22 protein-coding genes are annotated in these 20,368 nt (G+C 44.6%); 13 read left to right on the forward strand and 9 right to left on the reverse strand.

Going from position 1 to position 20,368, the window contains the following annotated elements; genetic code table 11:
* Positions 1-269: 269 nt before the first annotated feature.
* Positions 270-1,574: a dicarboxylate/amino acid:cation symporter gene (locus ACQEXP_RS06490; protein WP_269375208.1), complete on the forward strand. Its 1,305-nt coding sequence runs from the start codon at positions 270-272 to the stop codon at positions 1,572-1,574.
* A gap of 118 nt (positions 1,575-1,692) precedes the next feature.
* On the opposite strand, the gene ACQEXP_RS06495 is transcribed toward ACQEXP_RS06490, so the two are convergent.
* The gene (locus ACQEXP_RS06495; RefSeq protein ID WP_426968916.1) at positions 1,693-3,711 is read right to left on the reverse strand and encodes an alkyl/aryl-sulfatase; all 2,019 of its coding nucleotides are present in this window, start codon (positions 3,709-3,711) and stop codon (positions 1,693-1,695) included.
* A 122-nt stretch (positions 3,712-3,833) separates the two neighbouring features.
* On the opposite strand from ACQEXP_RS06495, the gene ACQEXP_RS06500 reads away from it, so the two are divergent.
* The 3 genes from ACQEXP_RS06500 (at position 3,834) to nhaD (ending at position 8,648) form a co-directional block, all read left to right on the forward strand.
* Positions 3,834-4,736 carry a LysR family transcriptional regulator gene (locus ACQEXP_RS06500; protein ID WP_426968918.1) on the forward strand — a complete coding sequence of 301 codons (903 nt, stop codon included), beginning with the start codon at positions 3,834-3,836 and terminating at the stop codon, positions 4,734-4,736.
* Between the two features lie 444 nt (positions 4,737-5,180).
* On the forward strand, positions 5,181-6,971 hold the full coding sequence (locus tag ACQEXP_RS06505; protein WP_426968920.1) for a leukocidin family pore-forming toxin: 1,791 nt from the start codon (positions 5,181-5,183) through the stop codon (positions 6,969-6,971).
* A 240-nt stretch (positions 6,972-7,211) separates the two neighbouring features.
* The gene (nhaD, locus tag ACQEXP_RS06510; protein ID WP_269375212.1) at positions 7,212-8,648 is read left to right on the forward strand and encodes a sodium:proton antiporter NhaD; all 1,437 of its coding nucleotides are present in this window, start codon (positions 7,212-7,214) and stop codon (positions 8,646-8,648) included.
* On the opposite strand, the gene ACQEXP_RS06515 is transcribed toward nhaD, so the two are convergent.
* Genes ACQEXP_RS06515 through ACQEXP_RS06525 form a run of 3 tightly spaced genes read right to left on the reverse strand, consistent with a single transcriptional unit; the run spans position 8,641 to position 10,875 of the window.
* Positions 8,641-9,045 (reverse strand): hypothetical protein, encoded by a 405-nt coding sequence (locus tag ACQEXP_RS06515; protein WP_426968922.1) that lies wholly within the window; start codon positions 9,043-9,045, stop codon positions 8,641-8,643. The genes nhaD and ACQEXP_RS06515 overlap by 8 nt on opposite strands.
* Before the next feature lie 4 nt (positions 9,046-9,049).
* Positions 9,050-9,526 (reverse strand): methylated-DNA--[protein]-cysteine S-methyltransferase, encoded by a 477-nt coding sequence (locus ACQEXP_RS06520; RefSeq protein ID WP_426968924.1) that lies wholly within the window; start codon positions 9,524-9,526, stop codon positions 9,050-9,052.
* The gene (locus ACQEXP_RS06525; protein ID WP_426968926.1) at positions 9,523-10,875 is read right to left on the reverse strand and encodes a DNA-3-methyladenine glycosylase 2 family protein; all 1,353 of its coding nucleotides are present in this window, start codon (positions 10,873-10,875) and stop codon (positions 9,523-9,525) included. Before ACQEXP_RS06525 ends, ACQEXP_RS06520 begins: the two co-directional genes overlap by 4 nt.
* A 162-nt stretch (positions 10,876-11,037) precedes the next feature.
* On the opposite strand from ACQEXP_RS06525, the gene ACQEXP_RS06530 reads away from it, so the two are divergent.
* Positions 11,038-11,241, forward strand: coding sequence for a hypothetical protein (locus ACQEXP_RS06530; RefSeq protein ID WP_426968928.1), 204 nt, complete (start codon positions 11,038-11,040; stop codon positions 11,239-11,241).
* A gap of 91 nt (positions 11,242-11,332) precedes the next feature.
* On the opposite strand, the gene ACQEXP_RS06535 is transcribed toward ACQEXP_RS06530, so the two are convergent.
* Positions 11,333-12,226, reverse strand: a complete 894-nt coding sequence (locus tag ACQEXP_RS06535; protein ID WP_138971156.1) for a LysR family transcriptional regulator — start codon at positions 12,224-12,226, stop codon at positions 11,333-11,335.
* Positions 12,227-12,423: 197 nt separating this feature from the next.
* Here ACQEXP_RS06535 and ACQEXP_RS06540 point away from each other — a divergent pair, with 197 nt between their 5' ends.
* The gene (locus ACQEXP_RS06540) at positions 12,424-12,783 is read left to right on the forward strand and encodes a DUF413 domain-containing protein (protein WP_269375218.1); all 360 of its coding nucleotides are present in this window, start codon (positions 12,424-12,426) and stop codon (positions 12,781-12,783) included.
* A 44-nt stretch (positions 12,784-12,827) separates the two neighbouring features.
* Here ACQEXP_RS06540 and ACQEXP_RS06545 read toward each other — a convergent pair whose 3' ends face one another.
* The 4 genes from ACQEXP_RS06545 to ACQEXP_RS06560 all read right to left on the reverse strand — a co-directional run bounded on the left by ACQEXP_RS06545 (position 12,828) and on the right by ACQEXP_RS06560 (position 15,936).
* Entirely contained in the window at positions 12,828-13,079 is a 252-nt protein-coding gene (locus ACQEXP_RS06545) for a DUF3081 domain-containing protein (RefSeq protein WP_138971154.1), read from the reverse strand.
* An 82-nt stretch (positions 13,080-13,161) separates the two neighbouring features.
* Positions 13,162-14,409, reverse strand: a complete 1,248-nt coding sequence (locus tag ACQEXP_RS06550) for an NAD(P)/FAD-dependent oxidoreductase (protein WP_426969063.1) — start codon at positions 14,407-14,409, stop codon at positions 13,162-13,164.
* Between the two features lie 37 nt (positions 14,410-14,446).
* Positions 14,447-15,514 (reverse strand): methyltransferase, encoded by a 1,068-nt coding sequence (locus ACQEXP_RS06555; protein WP_426968931.1) that lies wholly within the window; start codon positions 15,512-15,514, stop codon positions 14,447-14,449.
* A gap of 29 nt (positions 15,515-15,543) precedes the next feature.
* Positions 15,544-15,936, reverse strand: a complete 393-nt coding sequence (locus tag ACQEXP_RS06560; protein ID WP_269375220.1) for a hypothetical protein — start codon at positions 15,934-15,936, stop codon at positions 15,544-15,546.
* 70 nt (positions 15,937-16,006) lie between these two features.
* On the opposite strand from ACQEXP_RS06560, the gene ACQEXP_RS06565 reads away from it, so the two are divergent.
* The 7 genes from ACQEXP_RS06565 to ACQEXP_RS06595 are packed head-to-tail and all read left to right on the forward strand — an operon-like array spanning position 16,007 to position 20,368.
* Entirely contained in the window at positions 16,007-16,735 is a 729-nt protein-coding gene (locus ACQEXP_RS06565; protein WP_426968933.1) for a beta-ketoacyl synthase chain length factor, read from the forward strand.
* Positions 16,732-17,505, forward strand: a complete 774-nt coding sequence (locus tag ACQEXP_RS06570) for a lysophospholipid acyltransferase family protein (protein WP_426968934.1) — start codon at positions 16,732-16,734, stop codon at positions 17,503-17,505. Before ACQEXP_RS06565 ends, ACQEXP_RS06570 begins: the two co-directional genes overlap by 4 nt.
* Positions 17,506-17,511: 6 nt before the next feature.
* Positions 17,512-17,772 carry a phosphopantetheine-binding protein gene (locus ACQEXP_RS06575; RefSeq protein ID WP_006879085.1) on the forward strand — a complete coding sequence of 87 codons (261 nt, stop codon included), beginning with the start codon at positions 17,512-17,514 and terminating at the stop codon, positions 17,770-17,772.
* Positions 17,773-17,787: 15 nt separating this feature from the next.
* Positions 17,788-18,045: an acyl carrier protein gene (locus tag ACQEXP_RS06580; protein ID WP_269375223.1), complete on the forward strand. Its 258-nt coding sequence runs from the start codon at positions 17,788-17,790 to the stop codon at positions 18,043-18,045.
* Positions 18,045-18,605, forward strand: coding sequence for a hypothetical protein (locus ACQEXP_RS06585; protein WP_269375224.1), 561 nt, complete (start codon positions 18,045-18,047; stop codon positions 18,603-18,605). Before ACQEXP_RS06580 ends, ACQEXP_RS06585 begins: the two co-directional genes overlap by 1 nt.
* Before the next feature lie 5 nt (positions 18,606-18,610).
* Positions 18,611-19,993, forward strand: coding sequence for an AMP-binding protein (locus tag ACQEXP_RS06590; RefSeq protein WP_426968936.1), 1,383 nt, complete (start codon positions 18,611-18,613; stop codon positions 19,991-19,993).
* Between the two features lie 15 nt (positions 19,994-20,008).
* Entirely contained in the window at positions 20,009-20,368 is a 360-nt protein-coding gene (locus tag ACQEXP_RS06595; RefSeq protein WP_426968938.1) for a 3-hydroxyacyl-ACP dehydratase, read from the forward strand.

Raw genomic sequence — 20,368 nt, forward strand, 5'->3', positions numbered from 1 at the left:
CCCTATGACTATATGCACTCGGATTCTCAAGTAATGAGAAAGGCTTCTATTTTAACAGCTAGGATTTTCAGTGTTAATTTTGCGATTTTATAGATAATAACTTTGCACAATTTGGTTAACACAACGTTAAATACCACAAAAAAGCAGTGACAAAGGTCACATCTACACATCCCCTCCACTATTTTGCTTTCTTATTTTTTCATTCGCCTGCTAACCTCCTGCTCGCCTTGAAATGAACTCAGGGTGCATAACTATAAGGAGTGTTCTCTATGAATACCAAGAAGCCAATGTCGTTAACCAGCCGTGTTATTCTCGGTATGGTAGCGGGTATCTTGACAGGATTTGCGATTCGCAGCCTATTTGCTGACAACGGATTTGTCGATGCATACATTGTTAATGGATTATTTGAAGTCGGTGGACAGATCTTTGTCGCCAGCTTAAAAATGCTTGTTGTACCACTGGTGTTTGTTTCACTGGTTTGCGGTACTAGCTCATTAAAAGACCTTTCTACTTTAGGTCGTATGGGAGGCAAAACCCTTGCTTTCTATATCGCAACCACGGCAGTGGCTATCACTCTAGCCCTAACCATGGGTAACCTATTCCAACCGGGTGCCGGCGCTGATCTTACAGCGGCAAGCTCGTTCAAGTCTTCTGAAGCTCCATCGCTTGGTCAGGTGATCATTGATATGTTCCCAACCAACCCTATTAGCGCGATGGCAGGGGGCAAAACCCTTCAGGTTATCGTATTTGCCGTACTTTTCGGTGTAGCGATTAGCGCAGCAGGTAAACCAGGTGAACGTATTGCATCGTTTTTCTCGGATCTGAATGACGTAATCATGAAACTGGTCGCGATCCTGATGAACCTTGCACCATACGGCGTGTTCTTCTTGATGGCGAAACTGTTCACAGGTCTTGGTCTGAGTGCAATTGTTAACTTGGCAGAGTACTTCCTCGTGCTGGCTGGTACGCTACTTTTGCATGGTTTGGTTACCTACAGCTTGATGCTAAAAGGCTTTACTGGTCTAAGCCCAATCACCTTCCTTAAGAAGATGGAAGACGCAATTATGTTCGCTTTCTCGACAGCGTCTTCAAATGCAACGATTCCAGTGACAATGGAAACGGCTAAGAACCGCATGGGTGTAGAGAACCGTGTGTCATCGTTTACCGTACCATTAGGTGCAACGGTGAACATGGACGGTACAGCAATCATGCAAGGTGTTGCGACTGCATTTATCGCACAGGCGTTCAACATTGACCTGACGATGGGTGATTACCTGATGGTTATCCTCACAGCAACCCTAGCCTCTATCGGCACGGCAGGTGTTCCAGGCGTTGGTCTAGTCATGCTAGCAATGGTACTAAACCAAGTAGGTCTACCGCTGGAAGGTATCGCACTGATCATGGGTGTTGACCGTCTACTCGATATGATTCGTACTGCTGTTAACATCACTGGTGACAGTGTTGTGACTATTATTGTTGCTAAGTCTGAAGGCGCACTGAACGAATCTCGCTTCAACGACCCAATGGCTGGAGCCGAAGAAGAAGAAGTTCATCTCAAACGTTCAGAAGCTTAATTTGCTCATAGCAGTTGGCTTACTTAAAAGCCAATTTCGGCAAGGTCGCCAAATAGCTCTAACGATAAAAAACGCCTCGATAGCCATATCGAGGCGTTTTTTGATTTATCCATTCTGATTATTTGGTTGGCATCGGCAGGATTTCAAACATGCCATCAAAATCATCTAACGAATCCGTTAAGTGCTTAATCAGTTCCGCATTACCATTGATTTTCACTTTGCCAGACTTCAACAATTGATCGAGAGATGCTTTCCCCAACACCATGTCTGTCATGTCAGTCTTATTGATCACTAACTCGACATCCGTGTTTGGCATCGTCTCAACGGCGATGTTCGCCATATTTGAGTTCGATACTTCGCCAAAATAACGCTCGTTGATGTCTGGATGGTGGATGCCAAAGCTAAAGTCCAATCCTGCCTGCTCTGCTTTTTCTGCATTCAGTCTCACCGCTAAAAAGTCTAGGAACATACCGGTTGGTGTATTAGCAATCACATCTGCTGAGGCCAGTTTAATCGATGGTTGTACTTTACCGGTTCTTAACTCTACAGCACCTTGCAGATACGAGTTGCGCCATGCCATTGTCTCAGATTGATAGCCTTGTTGTTCAAAGCTATCTGCAAGCGCAAAGCGGTAGTTAATGTTATCCGGCTGACACTGAACCAAGTCATTAAACAATTGTGACGCTTGCTGATATTCACCTTTGCTGTAGTGTGTCTGACCTGCTTTGTACAACGTGTCAGCGCCTGCGGCGGCTACATAAACACAAGACTTGTCCTTAGTTTGCAACGGATTGGTGTTCACTGGATTCATGTCGTGATAGCCAAGATACAAGTTCACCACAGCACGAGCGTTGTGACTGTATGAACCGTGGTAACCATTGGTGTGCCAAGTTTGTAACTGGGACTCTGGAATGATCTTTTCGATTTCACGCCCGACGTCATGAATCGTCACACCATGGTTTGCCAAACGCATCGCCTGATTATGGATAAAGCCATAATTGTCACGCTGAAGCGTCATGTAGTCCGAGATCTCATTGTTCTCCGTATTCGCGTCATTCCACACTGGCGCTGAGTGTGCCGCATGAATATTATCGACCAGTCCGCTATCAACATAACGTAGTTTTAACTCAGTAAGATATTTAGTCCACACTAAGGCATCGCGAACTTTAGCCCCTCGGAATGTGTAGATATTGTGCATACCGTCATAAGTGAGTTCTGCGGTGTTTAGGGAGCGATATTTGGGAACGTAAAGCACAATTTCAGCAGGCGCTTCCGCACCGGGCATATTGATCGCGTGTAGTTCAAGGCCATCAATAGTAATGACTTTCTCACGTTCTGAGATTTCTTGGGTTGGTGCAACCAAAGTCACTTCTCCGCGCGAAGTGCCCAAGCCAAGAGCATTATCAACAATACCCTGAGGGTTGTTATCTAAAGTGGTACCGTATTGGTAGTTTGCACGCCGACTCATCGCGGTACCAGCGATCACATTCTCATCAGCCAGCTCCTTAATAAAGTCGTTTGGTGCATAGATCGGCGCACCTTCAATGAAATCACCAGACTCAATGATGCCTCGAGAGCCGCCGAAATGGTCAGCGTGCATATGGGAATAGATCATGCCGGTAATCTTGTGTTCACCATTGACCTTTGGCAGATGCAATTTGGCAAATTCCCATGAGGCTGCGGCGGCTTGCTTGGATAACAAAGGATCATGGATAACATAACCATTATCAGTGCGGTAGATAGTCATGTTGGACAGATCTGCGCCTCGAACTTGGTAGACGCCATCCGTCACTTGATACAGACCACCAGCCGCATAGTTGAGCATACCCTGACGCCAAATAGACGGGTTTACCGTTGCTGGCAGTTGTTCAAGATTCATCTCCGCCATGTAATCAAAGCGCTTTTTTAACTCACCAGCCTGATGACTACCAAATTCCGCAATAAGACCTTTCTTGGTGCGCTCAAATGCCGATACATCTTGCCAAGGCAGTTGTTTAGCAAGTTCTTGGTTGGCACTCTTAGTATGCTCAGTCGCAGGGTTGCCTTGGTAAGTTTCTAAACTGGCATAGTCGGCCAGAGCAGGATATGAAACGATAAGTGCCAATGAAATCGCTGAGGGTAAAAAACGTGGAGTCATAGGGAGCCTCATAGTGTCTCGTTATTGGGTACAAAATGTACTTTATTCATTTGACACATCTAAATACATGCATGTAACTTTATTTGAAACATCGCGAATCGTTATGTATTAAAGGGACCCGAATGAGCAATGACAACATTGACCTCAATTTGCTGAAAATATTCATTACCGTTTATCAACAGCGTTCGATTACTCTTGCCGCTGAGGTATTGGGATTAACCCAGCCAGGTGTTAGTGGTGTCTTGAAACGTTTGCAGAAACAGCTCGGCGTTCAACTGTTTGTTCGAGCTGGTCGCGGAATTGCGCCTACCCATCAGGCACAAGAGTTAGCGCGGCAGATTGAACCTGCGCTGAGTCAGATTCATAACGCGATACAAGGTATTGAAGCATTTTCTACCGAGCATTCACGTCGTTTTGTGGTCTACACGACAGAGCCCATCATGCTTACCTTACTGCCGAAAATCGATGCGGATAAGGAACTGGGAAACGTTGAAATCGAACTACATCCAACCTTGTCGAGTGAAGAGAAACTGATCAACAACCTCAATCGACAGCAAGCCGATCTCGCGATTGATTTTGCCAACTACTCTGCCCCTTCATTCTTTTCTGAGTTCTTGTTTGACGATCAAATCTGCATCATTGCCCGCCGGGGACATCCAAGGATTAATAAATCAGTCGACCTCAGACAATTTTACGAAGAGAAGCACGTTACACTAAAGATGAGAAGGGAACAGGCTTACCTCGCCGACTATTTCACCGAAGAGTCAATTGGTGAGAGACGAGTTGCTGCGGAGTGCGACTCGCTAGTGTCGCAGATGACCATGATTTCCAACAGTGACTGCCTCGCCGCTGTGGTTAAAAGCCTTGCCAATCAGTTTGCAGATAGACTCGATCTACAAGTTATGGACGCACCTTTCACCAGTATCCCTGTCAAATATCGCTTAATGGCCCACAATCGAATGAAATTCAATCCAGCCAACCAATGGTTACGTAATAAACTCAAGTCCTACTTCATTGGCGGATAATTATTTCTTACACAAGAAATATCCTGACAATAATAATGGAACCGACTCATAAAAATAGAGGCTTCACTAATTTATGCTTCACTAACTTAGTAATTGTCTTTATTTAAATTAAATGAAGGTGGGTTTCATAACACCAGTTCAAATATCACCGCATTTAACTTTATACGATTATCATCACAAGAAGGGATAAGCAATGAAATGACTGAAATTTAACAAATGTTTAACTTAGATGCTGAGCCCACATAATTAATAATTGGGTTATCAACATTAGCTTGCCATGTATCAATACTGCCTAAGTGGTTATCTAATAACGACTTAATCGCCTTCTGTTTAATTTCCTAATCAATAGCCACTATCATTTATTTTATTAATAGAGATAGAAAACACTAGTGTAGGAAAAAACAGATTTAATTAGCACAATGATTACATAGAGGTGTTTTTGTGATGCCGAGAAATAAAACACTCAATGCTATAGCTATCCTTGCAAGCTTAGCTTTTATTAACACTGCGCAAGCGAACATTAACGAACCGCAAGGCAGAGCTGTCCAGATACTTAGTAGCCTTCAAGATAGCAGCCAAGTGAGATACTTTAATGCGGATTATTGGCTCACCGATGAGAGTAATATCCCATCCATGAAGACAGCTAATGATGACATTTTAAATCAAAATCTTCGCTATCTTGTCGATTTCAGCATGATTGAAGATGAGGAGCAAAAACAACAAGCGAAATCAATATTGAGGCAACAAATTGGCTTAACTTTTGATAGTGACTTTCTCATCGTCAGTAGATACAAAGGGAAGTTAATGTTCTCTCCTGTCGATAATGAAGATGATCCTAACGTGAGCAATTTAGAACCGAGTACAGAGACCGATATGTCTTCATTGGCTCGGTCGGATAACACTGCGACTCTTCCACACGTAGCATTTTATTTAAGCGTCAATCGACGGATAACCGTCGACGAATGTCGATTTCAAAAATCCCGACTTTTTGGTTCACCCAATACTAAATGGTACTTTTGCAGCGAACCAAATATCTCTTTGATTTATCGAGTGAATCTCGCTCGTTCATTGCAATATGGTACGACAGGTTCGGCAACTCCCGACGCAAAAATCGTTCGTATTAGCTTAGATGATGAATCATCCGGCGCTGGGATTAACCTGAACAAAACACTCAGAACTTTTTCGATATATAATTCGATTCCCGCTTATAGAAATGGTTATAACAAAGAATGGATAACGGACGCTATCGCTGAAGATTATCAATTCAAATTTGATGCTTCGAATAACAAAGCACAGGTATTAAAAACGTTCCCCAGATCCAACATCAACTCGCGCTATGAAGTACGAGAAATATCGGGGTTCGAACTGGGGATAACCAGCAGTTTAGAAGGCGCTAAAGGGAAACTAGAAGCGAGCGCGAGTTACAATCAGAGCCGTTGGCTAACCTTTAACACATCCGATTATCGTGTTGAACGCAACACCAGTGGCTCAAGAAACATAACATTCAAGTGGAACCGAGAACAATATCGGACCGCCGCGTCTTTGCTGTCCAGAAGCACCGATTCACTGTTTTCACCGTATAGAAACCCTATCGATCTCAACCGTATAAGCCCAATTTCGTACTCAGGTTTTGTCCCAAAAATGGATGTTATCTATAAAGCCGATGCAAACGAGACAGGAACCACACGCTTTACCATTGAGTCTTCGGTCAACATACGTCCACTCTATCACGGGCGTTATTACCACTATTACTTTTTTGGTAATCACTATTCCTACCATGGTTTTGAAGGTTCTCAACGCCGAAGAATTGGTGTTAACACCAGTTTCACCGTCGATTGGACACACCCAGTATTTATGGGAGGGCGACCTGTCAATCTACAACTTGCGAGCTTCAATAACCGATGTATTCAAACGAGTAACGACGGTACGCTAAGCGTGCGTGCTTGTCTTGATAATAGTGCTCAACAATCATTTATCTATGATCAGTTTGGTCGCTACGTGAGCGCAACGAACAAGAAATGTCTCGACGGTGAGTCACTGGATAGATTGCAGCCCTGTGCGATGAAATTAAGCCAGCGCTGGGAGTGGTTAGAAAACAGCGACAACCTGAACAATGTCTTTTTTGACCAAAAGCTTGGACACAATAAAACCACAGGTAGTCTCGGTTTATATAACGATGACGACTCACAAGTCAGTGTAAGGACGATGACTTCTTTTACCAACCTCTTTAACTAATATTTCGCCATAAAAGTTACACTACAGACAAAAAGATACACAACTGACTCTAATGTCAGGGGTGTATCTTTTCCTTTATAAGAAAAGACTCTACTTGTTATCGCAACCCAAAAAACAAACATTTAGATCACAAATGTTTAATGAATACAATCGGATCCAACTTATCTCACATAACCACAATTAAATCCTCTCTAGAATAGTTTTACGATAACAACAATTAGCTTTCCAAGGAGTGAAAGTATGAAATTGCAGTGGTCCCTTTTTGTCACCCTCTTTTTGCTACCTTTTTCAACATTTGCTGCTTCCTCGAACACACAAGTTTTACCATTAACCCAATCCACCATTGGTTATGCATCGCTCATCATCTTCGCTATCGCCTATACCTTGGTGATGCTAGAGGAGTATCTACAGCTAAGGAAATCAAAACCTGTCTTACTTGCCGCAGGCTTAATCTGGGCAATGATTGGTTACGTCTATTCCCAATACGATCAGGTTGAAGTTGCTAAGGCTGCGTTGGAACATAACCTGCTTGAGTATGCGGAGTTATTGCTGTTTTTGTTAGTCGCGATGACCTACATCAGCGCAATGGAAGAGAGGCGACTGTTCGATGCACTTCAGGCCTGGATGGTTGGTAAAGGATTTAACTTTAAATCACTCTTTTGGCTAACCGGTATTCTCGCCTTCTTTATTTCACCGATCGCCGATAACCTGACCACCGCACTGCTAATGTGCGCAGTCGTGATGAAAGTTGCAGGCGATAACACCAAATTCATTAATCTAGCCTGTATCAACATCGTTATCGCGGCCAATGCCGGAGGTGCCTTCAGTCCATTTGGTGATATCACCACTCTAATGGTTTGGCAGGCAGGGCACGTCTCGTTTGGAGAGTTCATGCCTTTGTTTGTCCCCTCCGTCATCAACTACCTTGTTCCAGCGTTGATTATGTCGTTCTTCATTCCTAAGACTCGCCCAGATGTCGTCCACCAACATGTCGAGCTAAAACGAGGAGCTAGGCGCATCGTCTTTTTGTTTGTTCTTACCATAGCAACAGCGGTTGCTTTTCATGCTGTCCTGCACTTTCCGCCAGTGGTCGGTATGATGATGGGGCTTGCCTATCTGCAATTTTTCGGATTCTTCTTGCGCAAAACCCTTAAAGCTTCTCTACATAAAAAAGCAGCGCGAGCAATAGAAAATCGAGATGATCACGCGTTAAAACGTTTAGGCTCAGTGGTGCCTTTTGACGTGTTCCGACGCGTCTCTCATGCGGAATGGGACACCTTGTTATTTTTCTATGGCGTCGTTATGTGCGTTGGCGGCCTGAGCCTTCTAGGCTATTTAGGTACGATCTCTGAAGTCATGTATACCCAATGGGATCCGGTGCTAGCGAACGTGATGGTCGGAATACTTTCTGCCATTGTGGATAATATCCCAGTGATGTTTGCGGTATTGACCATGGACCCAACCATGAGTATTGGCAACTGGTTATTGGTCACTCTTACTGCTGGTGTGGGAGGCAGCTTATTATCGATAGGCTCAGCGGCAGGTGTGGCATTGATGGGAGCGGCGCACGGCAAATACACCTTCTTTGGTCACTTGAAATGGCTGCCAGTCATCGCGATGGGCTACGTGGCTAGTATTGCGGCCCATTTATTTCTAAATGGTTCTCTCTTTACTTAATCACTTCAGCGGGCAAAGGAGAGAAATCTCTCTTTTGCCACGTACTGGCCAACTGGTATTTCGCACACACGTTGCACGTCAGTAACTCGTTATTGCCGTGAATTCGCATTACGATGTCTTCACGCTTCTCTTTCGAGCTATTGCGCATCTGGATGGTCAGATAGTTATCTTTCACTTCAAACGTTTTTGTCACATCCAGATGGTTCTCCTTGATAAAAGTCACCTGCGCGTCCTTAAATTCCAGCAGATCACCGTTGTACTGGTTTTCGAAGACCCCTTCAAACGAATACGTTTGCTTGTTGAGAATGCGTTCCGTCTTCTCTTCTGAACACCCCATTAGGGCGACAGGCAACAAACCACACACCAACAACACAGTGCTATTTACCCGTGTTACCATTCCATCACTCCGATTGCTCTAACTGCAACAGCTTCGCTTTGCGTTCTACGCCTCCTGCGTACCCTGTTAGCTTACCACTTTTTCCAATCACCCTGTGACACGGTACAATCACAGAAACAGGATTTTTGCCATTCGCTAACCCTACGGCTCTAACGGCCTTAGGATTACCTATCGCATTGGCAAGATCCTGATAGCTCCAGGTTTCTCCATATGGAATAGTAGCTAGCGCCTTCCAAACTTGGGTTTGAAAAACGGTGCCTTTGGCTGCAACAGGAAGATCAAAGTCGGTGCGAGAGCCAGAGAAATACTCGGTCAATTGGACAACCGCTTGGCAAAGAATGGGGTTGTCTTCCGTGTAGATCCCCAAACTGTCTGGTTGAGTCGTTTGAGTTTCAAACCAAGCACCGAGTAGACCTTCTTGGTTCGCTTGCAATGTCATGACACCTAATGGTGATTGAAATGTGGTGTAGTAGTTTGTCATGCGTGACTCCAACAATGAAAGGTTGCGTAGCTTCCCCAAGGAGAAACTGTACTCGTAGTGAGATTGGGGAAAGCCTTGAGTGCTTTTTTCACCACTAGGTCGCTCTCCAAAAAACAGTTAGGTTCTGAAGCGCCTCGTAAACGCGCATAGTTAATCGTCCATGGCCCGATTCCCTTTAATTCAAGCCAGGACTCCGGTGGCGCATCAGGGTGAGAAGTCATGTAGGCAGCAAATCTTGCCAGCGTATCCTTGCGACTTTGAGGCATCCGCAAGAATGATAAATCTGCACCGTTCACTTCACTCGGAGTGGGGAAATGTGTGACGCCATCTGGCTGCAAAGTGGTTGCCAGCAAGTTCAACTGTCCAATGGCGGCTTTGATGGAGACCTGTTGACCAAGAATCGCCCTGACCCCCGCTTCCCAAGGACTCCAAACCCCAGGGATACGAATACCCGATTGCTTGATTAGCTTTGGCTCGATGTCATGTAGATGTTTCTCGATCAGTAACAAGTCACTGTCGAGATCGAACATACGACGAACCTGATTAACCAACGACCTCAGACACGAAATATCATCGAGTTTAAACTGCAATCTCACAATGCCCGTTTTGGGGTTTGATACAGAAAACCAACCGGCTTGCCCATCCAACTCGAAGCAACGTTGATAGTCGTCTGCCCCCACCCGTTCCAATCCGTCGATCGCTCTCAAACGATAGAAATCGAGCGTGTGCTGCCAATCAAAGGGGCCTCGGTAAGCAAGATCGATATGATTCGTCTCTGCACAAGCCACCAAATCCTTCTTTATCTGGGACGGTGTCAATTTCAGTTGCTGCTTGAACGCATCATTAAAACGGCGAAGACTATTGAATCCACTCGCCAAAGCAACCTCAGTCACGGAGAGACGGCTGGTATGCAGCAACTGCTTCGCGAACATCAATTGATAACACAGCGCGTATTGCTTAGGGGACATACCAATATACTGGCTGAACAACTTACGTAGATAGCGGTCTGAGATCCCGAGTCGCTCAGAGAGCTCGACTAGAGAAGCGTGTTGCAAAGCGCCTTGTTCAATTAACTTAACCGCACGCTGAAATGTCACCTCTACGCCTTTCCATGCCCAAGAACTCGGCGCGCTATCTGGGCGGCAGCGTAAACAAGGTCGATAACCTGCCTGCAATGCGAGGGCCTTATCAAAAAAGTACTCGACGTTTTCTTCCTTAGGTAGATTTGCTGGGCAAATCGGTCGACAAAAGATCCCTGTGGTTTTCACTGCCACGTAAAAGCACCCATCAAAACGGCTGTCTCTTGCCATTCTCGCGTTATGGCAATCTTTTTTTGTCAAAAATTTCATTCCCTGAGCCATCATTTTTCCGATACGCTTCAAACTGTTATTTAAATTCTAAATCGGATAACAATAAATACTAGCCATTTTCGGAACTCAATGAGATTGCGAAGCCATTTTCCTCATCTAAAGTTATAGATGAAACCTTAAAAAATAATAAGGAAGTTGGCTATGCATCTACACTCTTGCACTGTTGTGCTTAAAAGCGATCTCACTATGACATGCGATAATGTTGAACAAACCTTAGGCATTATTGACCAACACGGGCCCACCAATATCGACAAAATTTTAATTGATGCCTTCGATGGTCAGTCGATACGTCGCTATCATGAATTAACGATTGAGGAGTCAATTGAGAGCTTAATGAGCCTTTAAGAGTAGTGGTCGTAAGATAGCGTTAGCGGCTATCTTGTCTAACATGGATACAATAAAGCCTCGCATTAGCGAGGCTTTGATTTGAAGCGAGTTATTCAGCGACGGAAAAATCAGCCATCTGCTGCAAGCTATATGCAGTGACTGGGTCAATCGTTTTCACCAACTCTTCCACTTGCTTAATCGCGTCTACCGAACTGCTCGCTTTACGATAGCTGAGGTAGATAGGACGGTACCAATCCTCAACTCCCTGAACTTTGAACAGCTGTCCACTCGCTAGGAAGGGCTCGACGAGGGAGATTGGTAAGTAAGCACTTCCTCCTTTTTCAAGTATGAATTCCAAAGCAATTCTGGCTGTAGATGTACGTAAGTAAGGCGCTGCGATTCTAGCGTGACGCTCCGCGTGCTCAGAGGCAAACTTCGTCCCCCAGTCAACATAGACATACTTATCTTCAAATACCGTATCTAACGCATCTTGCTTAGTCGAGACCAGCACAAGCACGACATCGGCGACTTTTTTACAGTGAAGTTCATCTGCTTTAATTTGATCAAAGGCGAAGGCCATATCGAGGGTGCGTTCTTGCAATTGACGAGTTAATGCTTCGCGACCCAAGATCTCAGCCATAAAGCCATAACCTTCAAATTCATCGGTCACTAGGCTGAGACAGTTCTGAAGATAGGCATCCCACACATTGGCAGTACCGCCTAAAGTTAATTGCAATGCTTTGCCACTTTCCAACGAAAGTTCCAGTTTAGCTTGTTGTAAGGTACTCACCATAACTTCGGCATAACCGATGAGTCGTTCACCAGAAGAAGTCAACTTGATGTTGTTTCGGTCTCGAATAAACAGCTGGGTATCAAAGTAGCTTTCAAGTTGTTTAATGCGGGCGCTAACAGCCGCTTGGGTGATGTACAGATTCTCTGCCGCTTTGCCAAAATGTCTGACTTGAGCCAGTTCTAAAAACGTTCTAAAGACTTTTACGTCCATTGGTTTTCCTCTACCGACAATCTTGCAATGTTAGCAAGTTCGATGATTTCTTATAATCTTCAGGTCACTAAAGTGTTATCTAAATTTAATAAAACTATTCAATAGTAATGATAAAAAGGTTTTGTTTTTCTTTTGTTAATTTTACGCCTAACTTTCGCTCTAGGTCACCCATTTAGGATCAATTAGAGGCTAACAAAATGTCTGACACCGAATTTCGTCATGGCAAAAAACGTTTTTACGACAATACTAAGTTCCCACGAGGATTCGCTAAGTCTGGCGATTTTACGCTTGCTGAGGAAGAAATTCTAACGCTTTATGGCGACACTATGCTTGGCTTAGAGTCTGGTGATTTAACGCCTGAAAACGCCGAAGAGAAACATTTTGTCAAAGTATTAGTCCATCCAGGCAAAGCGAAATCAAAACTTGAGCGTGTATGGCTTAAATATGTTCAGTTAGCTCGTGGCCGCAAGCGTTTCCATACTCTAAATGGTCGCAATAAACCTGATGCAGGCGCTGATGATTACTCAGAAGACGCAAGCTTAGTAGAAGAAGATTAAGCACAAAATTAAAAGCCCTGAGCGCAATACGTTCAGGGCTTTGTCTATTTAGCGAGCATCGCCACCTTCTTAAGAAAGCTGTCACGCAGATGTTCTTGGTCATAGTCGAGGTGGTAGGTGTTGTGAAAACCAACTTTTAACTCGACGCCATTCCCCCGCATATAGACGTTATAGCCATCATAGTCGGAGAATGCCTCCACCCCTTCATATATTTTACCGTGCTCAGTTGGCGTTCCATTCGCCATAACTGTTTCATATGCCATAAGAATTTTGCTCGGATCAAGTTCGTTTTTCATACCCAACCTCCTTTGTTTCACACTGAAAGTATGAGCAGAAATGGCCTATTTAGCCAATCCGAACCTTGAGCCGTATCAATATCTAGACGTTTTTGTCTTCTCTAACCAATTCCGCCAATGTCGCCAATCGTTGCTGGCTATTTTTGACATATGGGTTCTCAGTATCCCAAGCATATCCAGCCAAGATTGAGCTAATCATCTCTTTAATACGCGGGTTTGGGCGCTGATAGAAGATCACATCTTGTAGTGTGCCGTTATACCAACCCTCGACGTAGGTTCTGAAGGTGTTAACGCCAACCATCAAAGGCTCCGCATACTCTTTTTGCCAATCCACGGCCTGTCCACTGAGCTGACGAACAATACACTCTGCCGCAAAGTGTGCCGATTTCATGGCAATGGTCACGCCAGAAGAGAACACGGGATCAAGAAATTCGCCCGCGTTACCAAGCAACGCGTAGTGCGATGTCGCAAGATGTTTAACGTTGGCAGAATAACCACCGAGTTCGCCGGCAGGGTTAGGATACTCAGAATTCGCCAACAAGCGAGCCAAACCCGGCTCTTCACTAGCCAGTTGTTTAATTGCCTCTATCTTGTCTTGAGGGTACTTGTCGAAGAACTCAGGCTCACCAACAATACCAAATGAGCACACGCCATTAGAAAAAGGAATTAGCCAGTACCAAACATCATGATTGTCAGGATGGACAGAGATCAGAATCTTATTGCGGTCATACTCCATGTCTTCAACGTCGATATTGTCAACGATATGCGTGAAAATCGCTTTACGTGGTGGAAGACACGATGGCTCTTCAAGATCGAGCATTCTTGGTAGAACGCGTCCAAAGCCACTGGCATCGAGCACATAATCAGCTTCTATCTGATAGGGATTACCTTGATGATCCGTGACCGTAAGCAGCGAGCGCTGGTCAATGAATTCGAGTGCCGTCAGTTCATGTTTGTAACGAATTTCGACACCTTGTTGTGCAGCACTATCGGCAAGTACTTTGTCAAAGTTACCACGCTGAACTTGGTATGTGGTTCCCGGGCCACTGCTGAACTTTTCAGTAAAGTTGAATTGGGTATAGACACCATTGCGTCTAAATGCGGCGCCATCTTTATATTGGAAGCCGTATGCGTTTACGGCCTCTAGCATTCCAGCCTGCTCGACCACTTCCATACACGCTGGCAGCAAACTTTCTCCAATCGAAAAGCGAGGGAACTCGGCCTTTTCAATCACAATGACTTTGATATTTTGCGCATTGAGCAGCGCAGAAACGGTAGAACCAGAGGGCCCGGCACCGACAACAACAACTTGAGTAAATTCTTTATTCATCATTATTTTTTATATTGCTCATGTTCAGATAAAGCGACTATTTTGACGTCAGCTTTAATAAGGTGTGACCGAGTCCGATATTATCCGTTCTCTCAATCACTGCTAAGCCCGCCTCTTCGACAATCTCCAGAAAATCATCGCTACGATAAAAGCGGCTATTGCCATTGGCTAAACAGGTGAAGTATAGCGAGGTCGCGTTTAGACTATACGATGCGGCATCATATTTCTGTGCATCCCAAAACAACTCTAGAATATAGACGGCATCGCCAGGACGAAGTTGTTGCTTCACACGTTTCAAGATACTCAAGATTTCCATCGGAGAGAAACAGTCTAGGAACTGGCTCATCCACCAGATATCTGCTTGAGCAGGCAGCGTTTGCTGTTTGTCGAGCATATTGGCAGGGAAAGGCGTAACACGCTGTTCAAAACCGTGCTGCACTGCATTGGCCATAGCCATTTCCAATTGCTGAGGTAGGTCGACAATGGTGACCTGAACATCATTGTCATATCCACAGCACTGCATCGCCCATTTACCCGTGTTACCACCGATATCAACGATCTGCTTTGGCTGTGATTTAAAGACTTCTTGAAGTAAAACAGGGAAAGAGCGATCGGAGTAGAAGTGATCAAATTTAAACCAGCTTTGCTTAGCTCTTTCTGGCAATTGTGAGAGGCCTTGATAAATCGTCTCCCATTCACCCAACTCTTTCAGCCCAGCGGGCTTACCTTCTACTATCGATTCAGTTAAGTGCATCATCGCCGCATAACAAACGTCTGCGGTGAAATCCATGTTGGCGTTAGTCATGCCATCGTGGAGAATAAAAAAGCCTAGATTGGCTAATGAATAGTTAGGTTTTTGCCATAAAACAATGTCCGCACTGATGGCCATATCGAGTAGCACTTTTACGCCATACTCTGAAACGTCGGTTTTTTGTGCAATCGCGGCAGCATCTATGCCTTCACTGCCTGCATCATCAAGTGCAGTTAAAATACCTAAGTCACGCAATGTACGCGCAGTTTGAAACACAATCGGTGCAAATGAAAGCTTTTGAGCTTCTGTCTTCGCCTCTAGTGCGTTGAATGGATCTTTAATTTTGTTTACCACGAAAAACCTAACTATTAGTTGCTAATTAATTACTGACCAGAAGCTGTTAACGCTAACTGACGTTTAATATCTACGTTTAGATTGTTTATCCAACGGTTGTAGTTACGGTGAATTTTGCCACCGTTCTCTTTTAGGTTTTCTGAGTTGAGATAAATTATTGAGTAAAATTTGTCGCTAAATGGGATTTTGATCTCAGCGTAGTGGTCACGAACATGAATTTTTGCGTTCAATTCTGTTGGACTCACTTCTTCGACAATCCAACCACGATTCGTCGCAGCTTGCATTATCGCCATCTTAACTTGTTTGCTTTGAAGATTATATCCAACTGGAGTATCCTCAACATTCATTACAGGCTGAACTCGCCCACAACCAACAAGTAATAACGCTAACAAAAGTGAGCCGAGTAACTTAAATGATGACATATTATTATTTCCTTAATTAAGTGTAAGTCTGCAATAGTATTTCGCTGTAAAAACAACAATTCAAATTTTTATGCCAAATTCAGAAATCAATATCTCATTTAACATCGATGCATGGCTCGCGCATTCTAACGGACTTTCCACGTCTCAAAATTGGGAAAGCTGGGCAAATAACTTGGAATGGCCGCAAGAAGGTACACTGATTTGCTCTGCCATACCGCCGATGATGCGCCGCAGAATGAGTCATTTAAGCAAACTCGCGGTTCAAACGAGCATTGAACTGCTAAATGAACACGAGATTGATTATCTGGTTTTTGCCAGCCGCCACGGAGAACTGCACCGCAGTATTGCTTTAGTGGGTGATATCTTACGTGGCGAAGAAGCTTCTCCAATGGCTTTTTCCCAGTCCGTGCATAATACCGCAGCCGGACTTGCTACCATCGCAACCAAAAAAACCATTCCTCTAACCTCAATTGCAGCAGCTGAAAATACGTTTCAAAGTGCCTTGCTTGAGGCATGGCTTTATCTCAATGATCATCCAGATCATAAAGTACTGGTTGTCGATTTTGATGAACCAGTCCCAGAAGCCTATCAGCAATATGAACATCAGCAGTATCAAGGCTATGGACTGGGCTTGGTGTTGTCGGCTGGAAAGCACTACCAAATCTCGAAACAAAGTAACGATAGCAGCCAGCCCCATTCTCTACCTCAAGGGTTAGAGTTTATTCGTCAGTTCGTTTCAGAGCGAAATGAGTGGGCTATTTGTGCCAACAATCAAATCTGGAATTGGCAACGAAAATGATTAAGTTAGGCCAATATTGGCGCGTGTTCGCAACTGGATTCTGTTTTTCAGTATTTGGCTTAGGTGGATTAGCGCTAAGCTTTATTGTTATTCCTACTATTCGCATATTGTACCGTGATAAAACGACCAGAGAATATAAAGTTCAGAATACGATACAGCGATCATTTAACTTTTTCTGCAAGCTGATGAAGTTTACCGGCGCCATTGATTATAAAATCCTAGGTGCTGACATTTTGCAAAATGATAGAAATTGCTTAATTGTTGCTAATCATCCAAGTCTCATAGATTACGTTTTAATAGCCTCTCAGCTAGAGCGCTGCGATTGCCTCGTAAAATCAGCGATATGGGCCAACCCGTTTATGAAGCATATTGTCAAAGCGGCGGGTTATATTCCAAATGAAACGCCAGACGATTTATTGGCAATATGTGAACAACGCTTTGAACAAGGAAATGTTTTATTAGTTTTTCCTGAAGGTACGCGAACAACACCTGGCGTTGAATCCAAACTTCAACGTGGTGCTGCGCAAATTGCCGTCCGCACTGGTCGAGATTTGCGCATCATTCACATCACCGTTTCTCCGAGCTTTCTCACAAAAGAGAAAAAGTGGTATCAAGTCCCCCCAACTAAGCCTTTTTTCCTAGTAGAGGTTAAGGATAAAGTTGAGGTTAAGCCCTTTATAGAGCAAACTACGTCTCCGACACTTGCTGCCAGACGCTTGCAGCAGCATTTATCAGAGACACTCTTTCCAGAAAACCCAAGTCACAAGTAGGTCCACGTGGAAAAACTACATAACGAAATCAAACAACTTATAATTGATGCGCTTAATCTAGAAGACCTAACTGTCGAAGAGATTGAAACGGACGCTCCACTATTCGGCGATGGTCTAGGCTTAGACTCAATCGATGCCCTCGAACTCGGTCTAGCGATTAAGAAGAAGTACAACATTGTCATTGACGCAGATGATTCCAATACTCGTGAACATTTTGCATCTGTAAGCAATCTGGCAAACTATATCTCTTCGCAAATCAGTGAGTAATGAGTAGGTACTTTCATGACAGACGTAAATAAACAGCAAGTATTTGAGCAAGTTAAAGACGCACTTGAAGAGCTTTTTGAAATCGATGCATCAGATATCGTTCCTGAAGCCCATCTGTATCAAGATCTCGACCTTGATAGCATCGATGCTGTCGATCTCGTGGTTCATCTGCAAAACGTAACTGGCAAGAAAATCAAACCTGCGGAATTCAGTACCGTGCGTACAGTTGATGACGTGGTCAATGCGGTCACAGAGCTTCTGAAGGAAGCCTAATGCGTCAATTGCTGACAATTCTGTCTGCAGTTGTCCTGCTCGCCTACCCATTCGCTGTCTACTTCGGCATTGAAAAATATGGCTTTTCCTTGGTGGGGATACTGCTTATCGCCGCCTTGGGAGTTCGACTGCTCAGTGTCCAACGCAGCCAATTGAAAGAACTCAAGTACGTTGCTCAAATCAGTGCGGTAACCGGAATCTCCTTGGTCGCCATTGGCATGTTGTTTAAGCAGCATGGTTGGCTGACGTTTTATCCTGTGGTGGTCAACCTGTGTATGTTGGTGGTGTTCGCCAGCAGTTTTAAGCAGCCACAAACCATCATCGAACGATTGGCGCGGCTGCAAGAGCCTGAGTTACCTCCGAGTGGCGTACAATACACACGTAAAGTGACGGCGGTTTGGTGCGGTTTCTTTACCTTAAATGGACTATTCGCACTTTACACCTGCTTTCACTCCATGGAACTTTGGACCTTATATAACGGTCTGATCAGTTACTTACTCGCGGGTTCATTGTTTGCTGTTGAGTGGGTTGTTCGCCAGTTTATCCGAAAGGACCGATAGACATCATGTACCTTGACCAAGCTGACTTTTGCTCGCTCAATGATCTGCTTTGTGCCCAGCGCCCAAGCCTTTATCCTGTCGCATTTGCAGAACAAAACACCTTTAGCTGGATGCAGTTCCAAGCAGATATTGAGCGCTTTCAAACTCTTTTGAACCAACACAACGCTGAGAAAATCGCGTTGTGCTGCGCAAACAGCTATCTGTTTGCGGTTGGTTTTTTTGCCGTCTGCTACGCCAACAAACGTCTGGTGTTACCTGGCAATTATCAACCTGAAGCGGTACGTGAATTACACTCTCACTTCGATCTACTGCTCCACGATGACAGGGTTCCCGTTGTCGAGTCTGTTCCTTCGTTGTTACTCAACTGCTCAGTAGAACCGTTGTCAAAGCCAACGCCATATTTATGGTCACCCCTTGATGTCGACTCAGTGACCCTGACCTTATTTACCTCAGGTTCAAGTGGCAAAGCAAAGGCGATAGTTAAAACCCTGCGCCAGCTAGATAGCGAAATCGCCATTCTCGAGTCACTATGGGGCAGTCAGCTAACTGGCTCTCGAATTGAGAGTACGGTGTCGCATCAACATATTTATGGCCTACTATTTCGCCTGTTATGGCCATTATGTTCAGGGCGTCCATTCGCGGTACACAACCTTGAGTTTCCTGAACAGCTCGTTCACCACGCGAGTGATGACACCGTGCTTATCAGCAGTCCTGCGTTATTAAAGCGCCTGAGTGAAGAACATGATAGCGCTCCACTGCGCGCCATCTTCTCTTCTGGAGGACCGCTGACACACAGTGCTGCCCTGCATAGCCAAGAACTATTCGGTTCACTGCCAATCGAAGTGTTTGGCAGCACAGAGACTGGGGGAATCGCTCACCGCAAACAAGCTGTGCCAACCACACCATGGAGACTGTTTCCAAGTGTCGAAGCGCAGCTTAACAGTGAGCGTTGTCTGCGATTAAGAGCGCCCCACATTGACGGCGATAACTGGTACCAAACTGCCGACGAATGCCACTTCCATGATACAGTCTGTTTTGAGCTGAAAGGACGTACCGATCGTATTGTCAAAGTAGAAGAAAAAAGGATTTCTCTGGTCGAAGTCGAGAAACGTCTTGAACAGCTCGACTGGATCGAGGAAAGTGCGGTTATACCGCAAAGCGAAGGTAACCGTATCGCACTGTGCGCGGTTATCGTCTTAACTCCGGCTGGTGAACAGGAGATAACACGACTCGGAAAAGGCAAATTCTGGATTGCTCTTCGTCAAGCGTTACGCAACTGGCTAGAGCCAATCGCGATTCCACGTAAGTACCGTGTTGTCGATGAAGTGCCACTAAATAGTCAGGGGAAGCGCCAAGTCGCTGACATTGAAAAATTGTTCCAATCATAAACATTAAGTAGCACCATGGATAAAAGAAAACCAACGATCACAAATGTTGTCATTCAAGGTAACCAAGCCACCCTTAGCGCTAAGGTTGATGCGGATATCTTGGATTTTCGTGGTCACTTTAGCCATTTCCCGCTTTTACCGGGAGTCAGTCAAATTGACTGGGCACTCTTTTATGCGATTGAGTACCTCAATACTCCACCGACATTTAAAGGCATGGAAGTGATTAAATTTCAAGAACCCATCCTTCCTGATGCACAGATTACCTTAGAGCTAATCTGGGACGATGAAAAACAAAAGCTGACCTTTAAATACAGCTCGATTCACAACGAGCAACTGGTTATCCACTCATCCGGAAAAATGAAACTAGGGGGCTAA

This window comes from Vibrio sp. TRT 1302 (assembly GCF_050113875.1).
Lineage (GTDB): Bacteria > Pseudomonadota > Gammaproteobacteria > Enterobacterales > Vibrionaceae > Vibrio.

Excerpts from the sequence above, each read along its gene's own strand:
- ACQEXP_RS06490 (WP_269375208.1), top strand. The coding sequence starts at position 270 with ATGAATACCAAGAAGCCAATGTCGTTAACCAGCCGTGTTATTCTCGGT.
- ACQEXP_RS06495 (WP_426968916.1), bottom strand. The coding sequence starts at position 3,711 with ATGACTCCACGTTTTTTACCCTCAGCGATTTCATTGGCACTTATCGTT.
- ACQEXP_RS06500 (WP_426968918.1), top strand. The coding sequence starts at position 3,834 with ATGAGCAATGACAACATTGACCTCAATTTGCTGAAAATATTCATTACC.
- ACQEXP_RS06505 (WP_426968920.1), top strand. The coding sequence starts at position 5,181 with ATGCCGAGAAATAAAACACTCAATGCTATAGCTATCCTTGCAAGCTTA.
- nhaD (WP_269375212.1), top strand. The coding sequence starts at position 7,212 with ATGAAATTGCAGTGGTCCCTTTTTGTCACCCTCTTTTTGCTACCTTTT.
- ACQEXP_RS06515 (WP_426968922.1), bottom strand. The coding sequence starts at position 9,045 with ATGGTAACACGGGTAAATAGCACTGTGTTGTTGGTGTGTGGTTTGTTG.
- ACQEXP_RS06520 (WP_426968924.1), bottom strand. The coding sequence starts at position 9,526 with ATGACAAACTACTACACCACATTTCAATCACCATTAGGTGTCATGACA.
- ACQEXP_RS06525 (WP_426968926.1), bottom strand. The coding sequence starts at position 10,875 with ATGAAATTTTTGACAAAAAAAGATTGCCATAACGCGAGAATGGCAAGA.
- ACQEXP_RS06530 (WP_426968928.1), top strand. The coding sequence starts at position 11,038 with ATGCATCTACACTCTTGCACTGTTGTGCTTAAAAGCGATCTCACTATG.
- ACQEXP_RS06535 (WP_138971156.1), bottom strand. The coding sequence starts at position 12,226 with ATGGACGTAAAAGTCTTTAGAACGTTTTTAGAACTGGCTCAAGTCAGA.
- ACQEXP_RS06540 (WP_269375218.1), top strand. The coding sequence starts at position 12,424 with ATGTCTGACACCGAATTTCGTCATGGCAAAAAACGTTTTTACGACAAT.
- ACQEXP_RS06545 (WP_138971154.1), bottom strand. The coding sequence starts at position 13,079 with ATGAAAAACGAACTTGATCCGAGCAAAATTCTTATGGCATATGAAACA.
- ACQEXP_RS06550 (WP_426969063.1), bottom strand. The coding sequence starts at position 14,409 with ATGAATAAAGAATTTACTCAAGTTGTTGTTGTCGGTGCCGGGCCCTCT.
- ACQEXP_RS06560 (WP_269375220.1), bottom strand. The coding sequence starts at position 15,936 with ATGTCATCATTTAAGTTACTCGGCTCACTTTTGTTAGCGTTATTACTT.
- ACQEXP_RS06565 (WP_426968933.1), top strand. The coding sequence starts at position 16,007 with ATGCCAAATTCAGAAATCAATATCTCATTTAACATCGATGCATGGCTC.
- ACQEXP_RS06570 (WP_426968934.1), top strand. The coding sequence starts at position 16,732 with ATGATTAAGTTAGGCCAATATTGGCGCGTGTTCGCAACTGGATTCTGT.
- ACQEXP_RS06580 (WP_269375223.1), top strand. The coding sequence starts at position 17,788 with ATGACAGACGTAAATAAACAGCAAGTATTTGAGCAAGTTAAAGACGCA.
- ACQEXP_RS06585 (WP_269375224.1), top strand. The coding sequence starts at position 18,045 with ATGCGTCAATTGCTGACAATTCTGTCTGCAGTTGTCCTGCTCGCCTAC.
- ACQEXP_RS06590 (WP_426968936.1), top strand. The coding sequence starts at position 18,611 with ATGTACCTTGACCAAGCTGACTTTTGCTCGCTCAATGATCTGCTTTGT.
- ACQEXP_RS06595 (WP_426968938.1), top strand. The coding sequence starts at position 20,009 with ATGGATAAAAGAAAACCAACGATCACAAATGTTGTCATTCAAGGTAAC.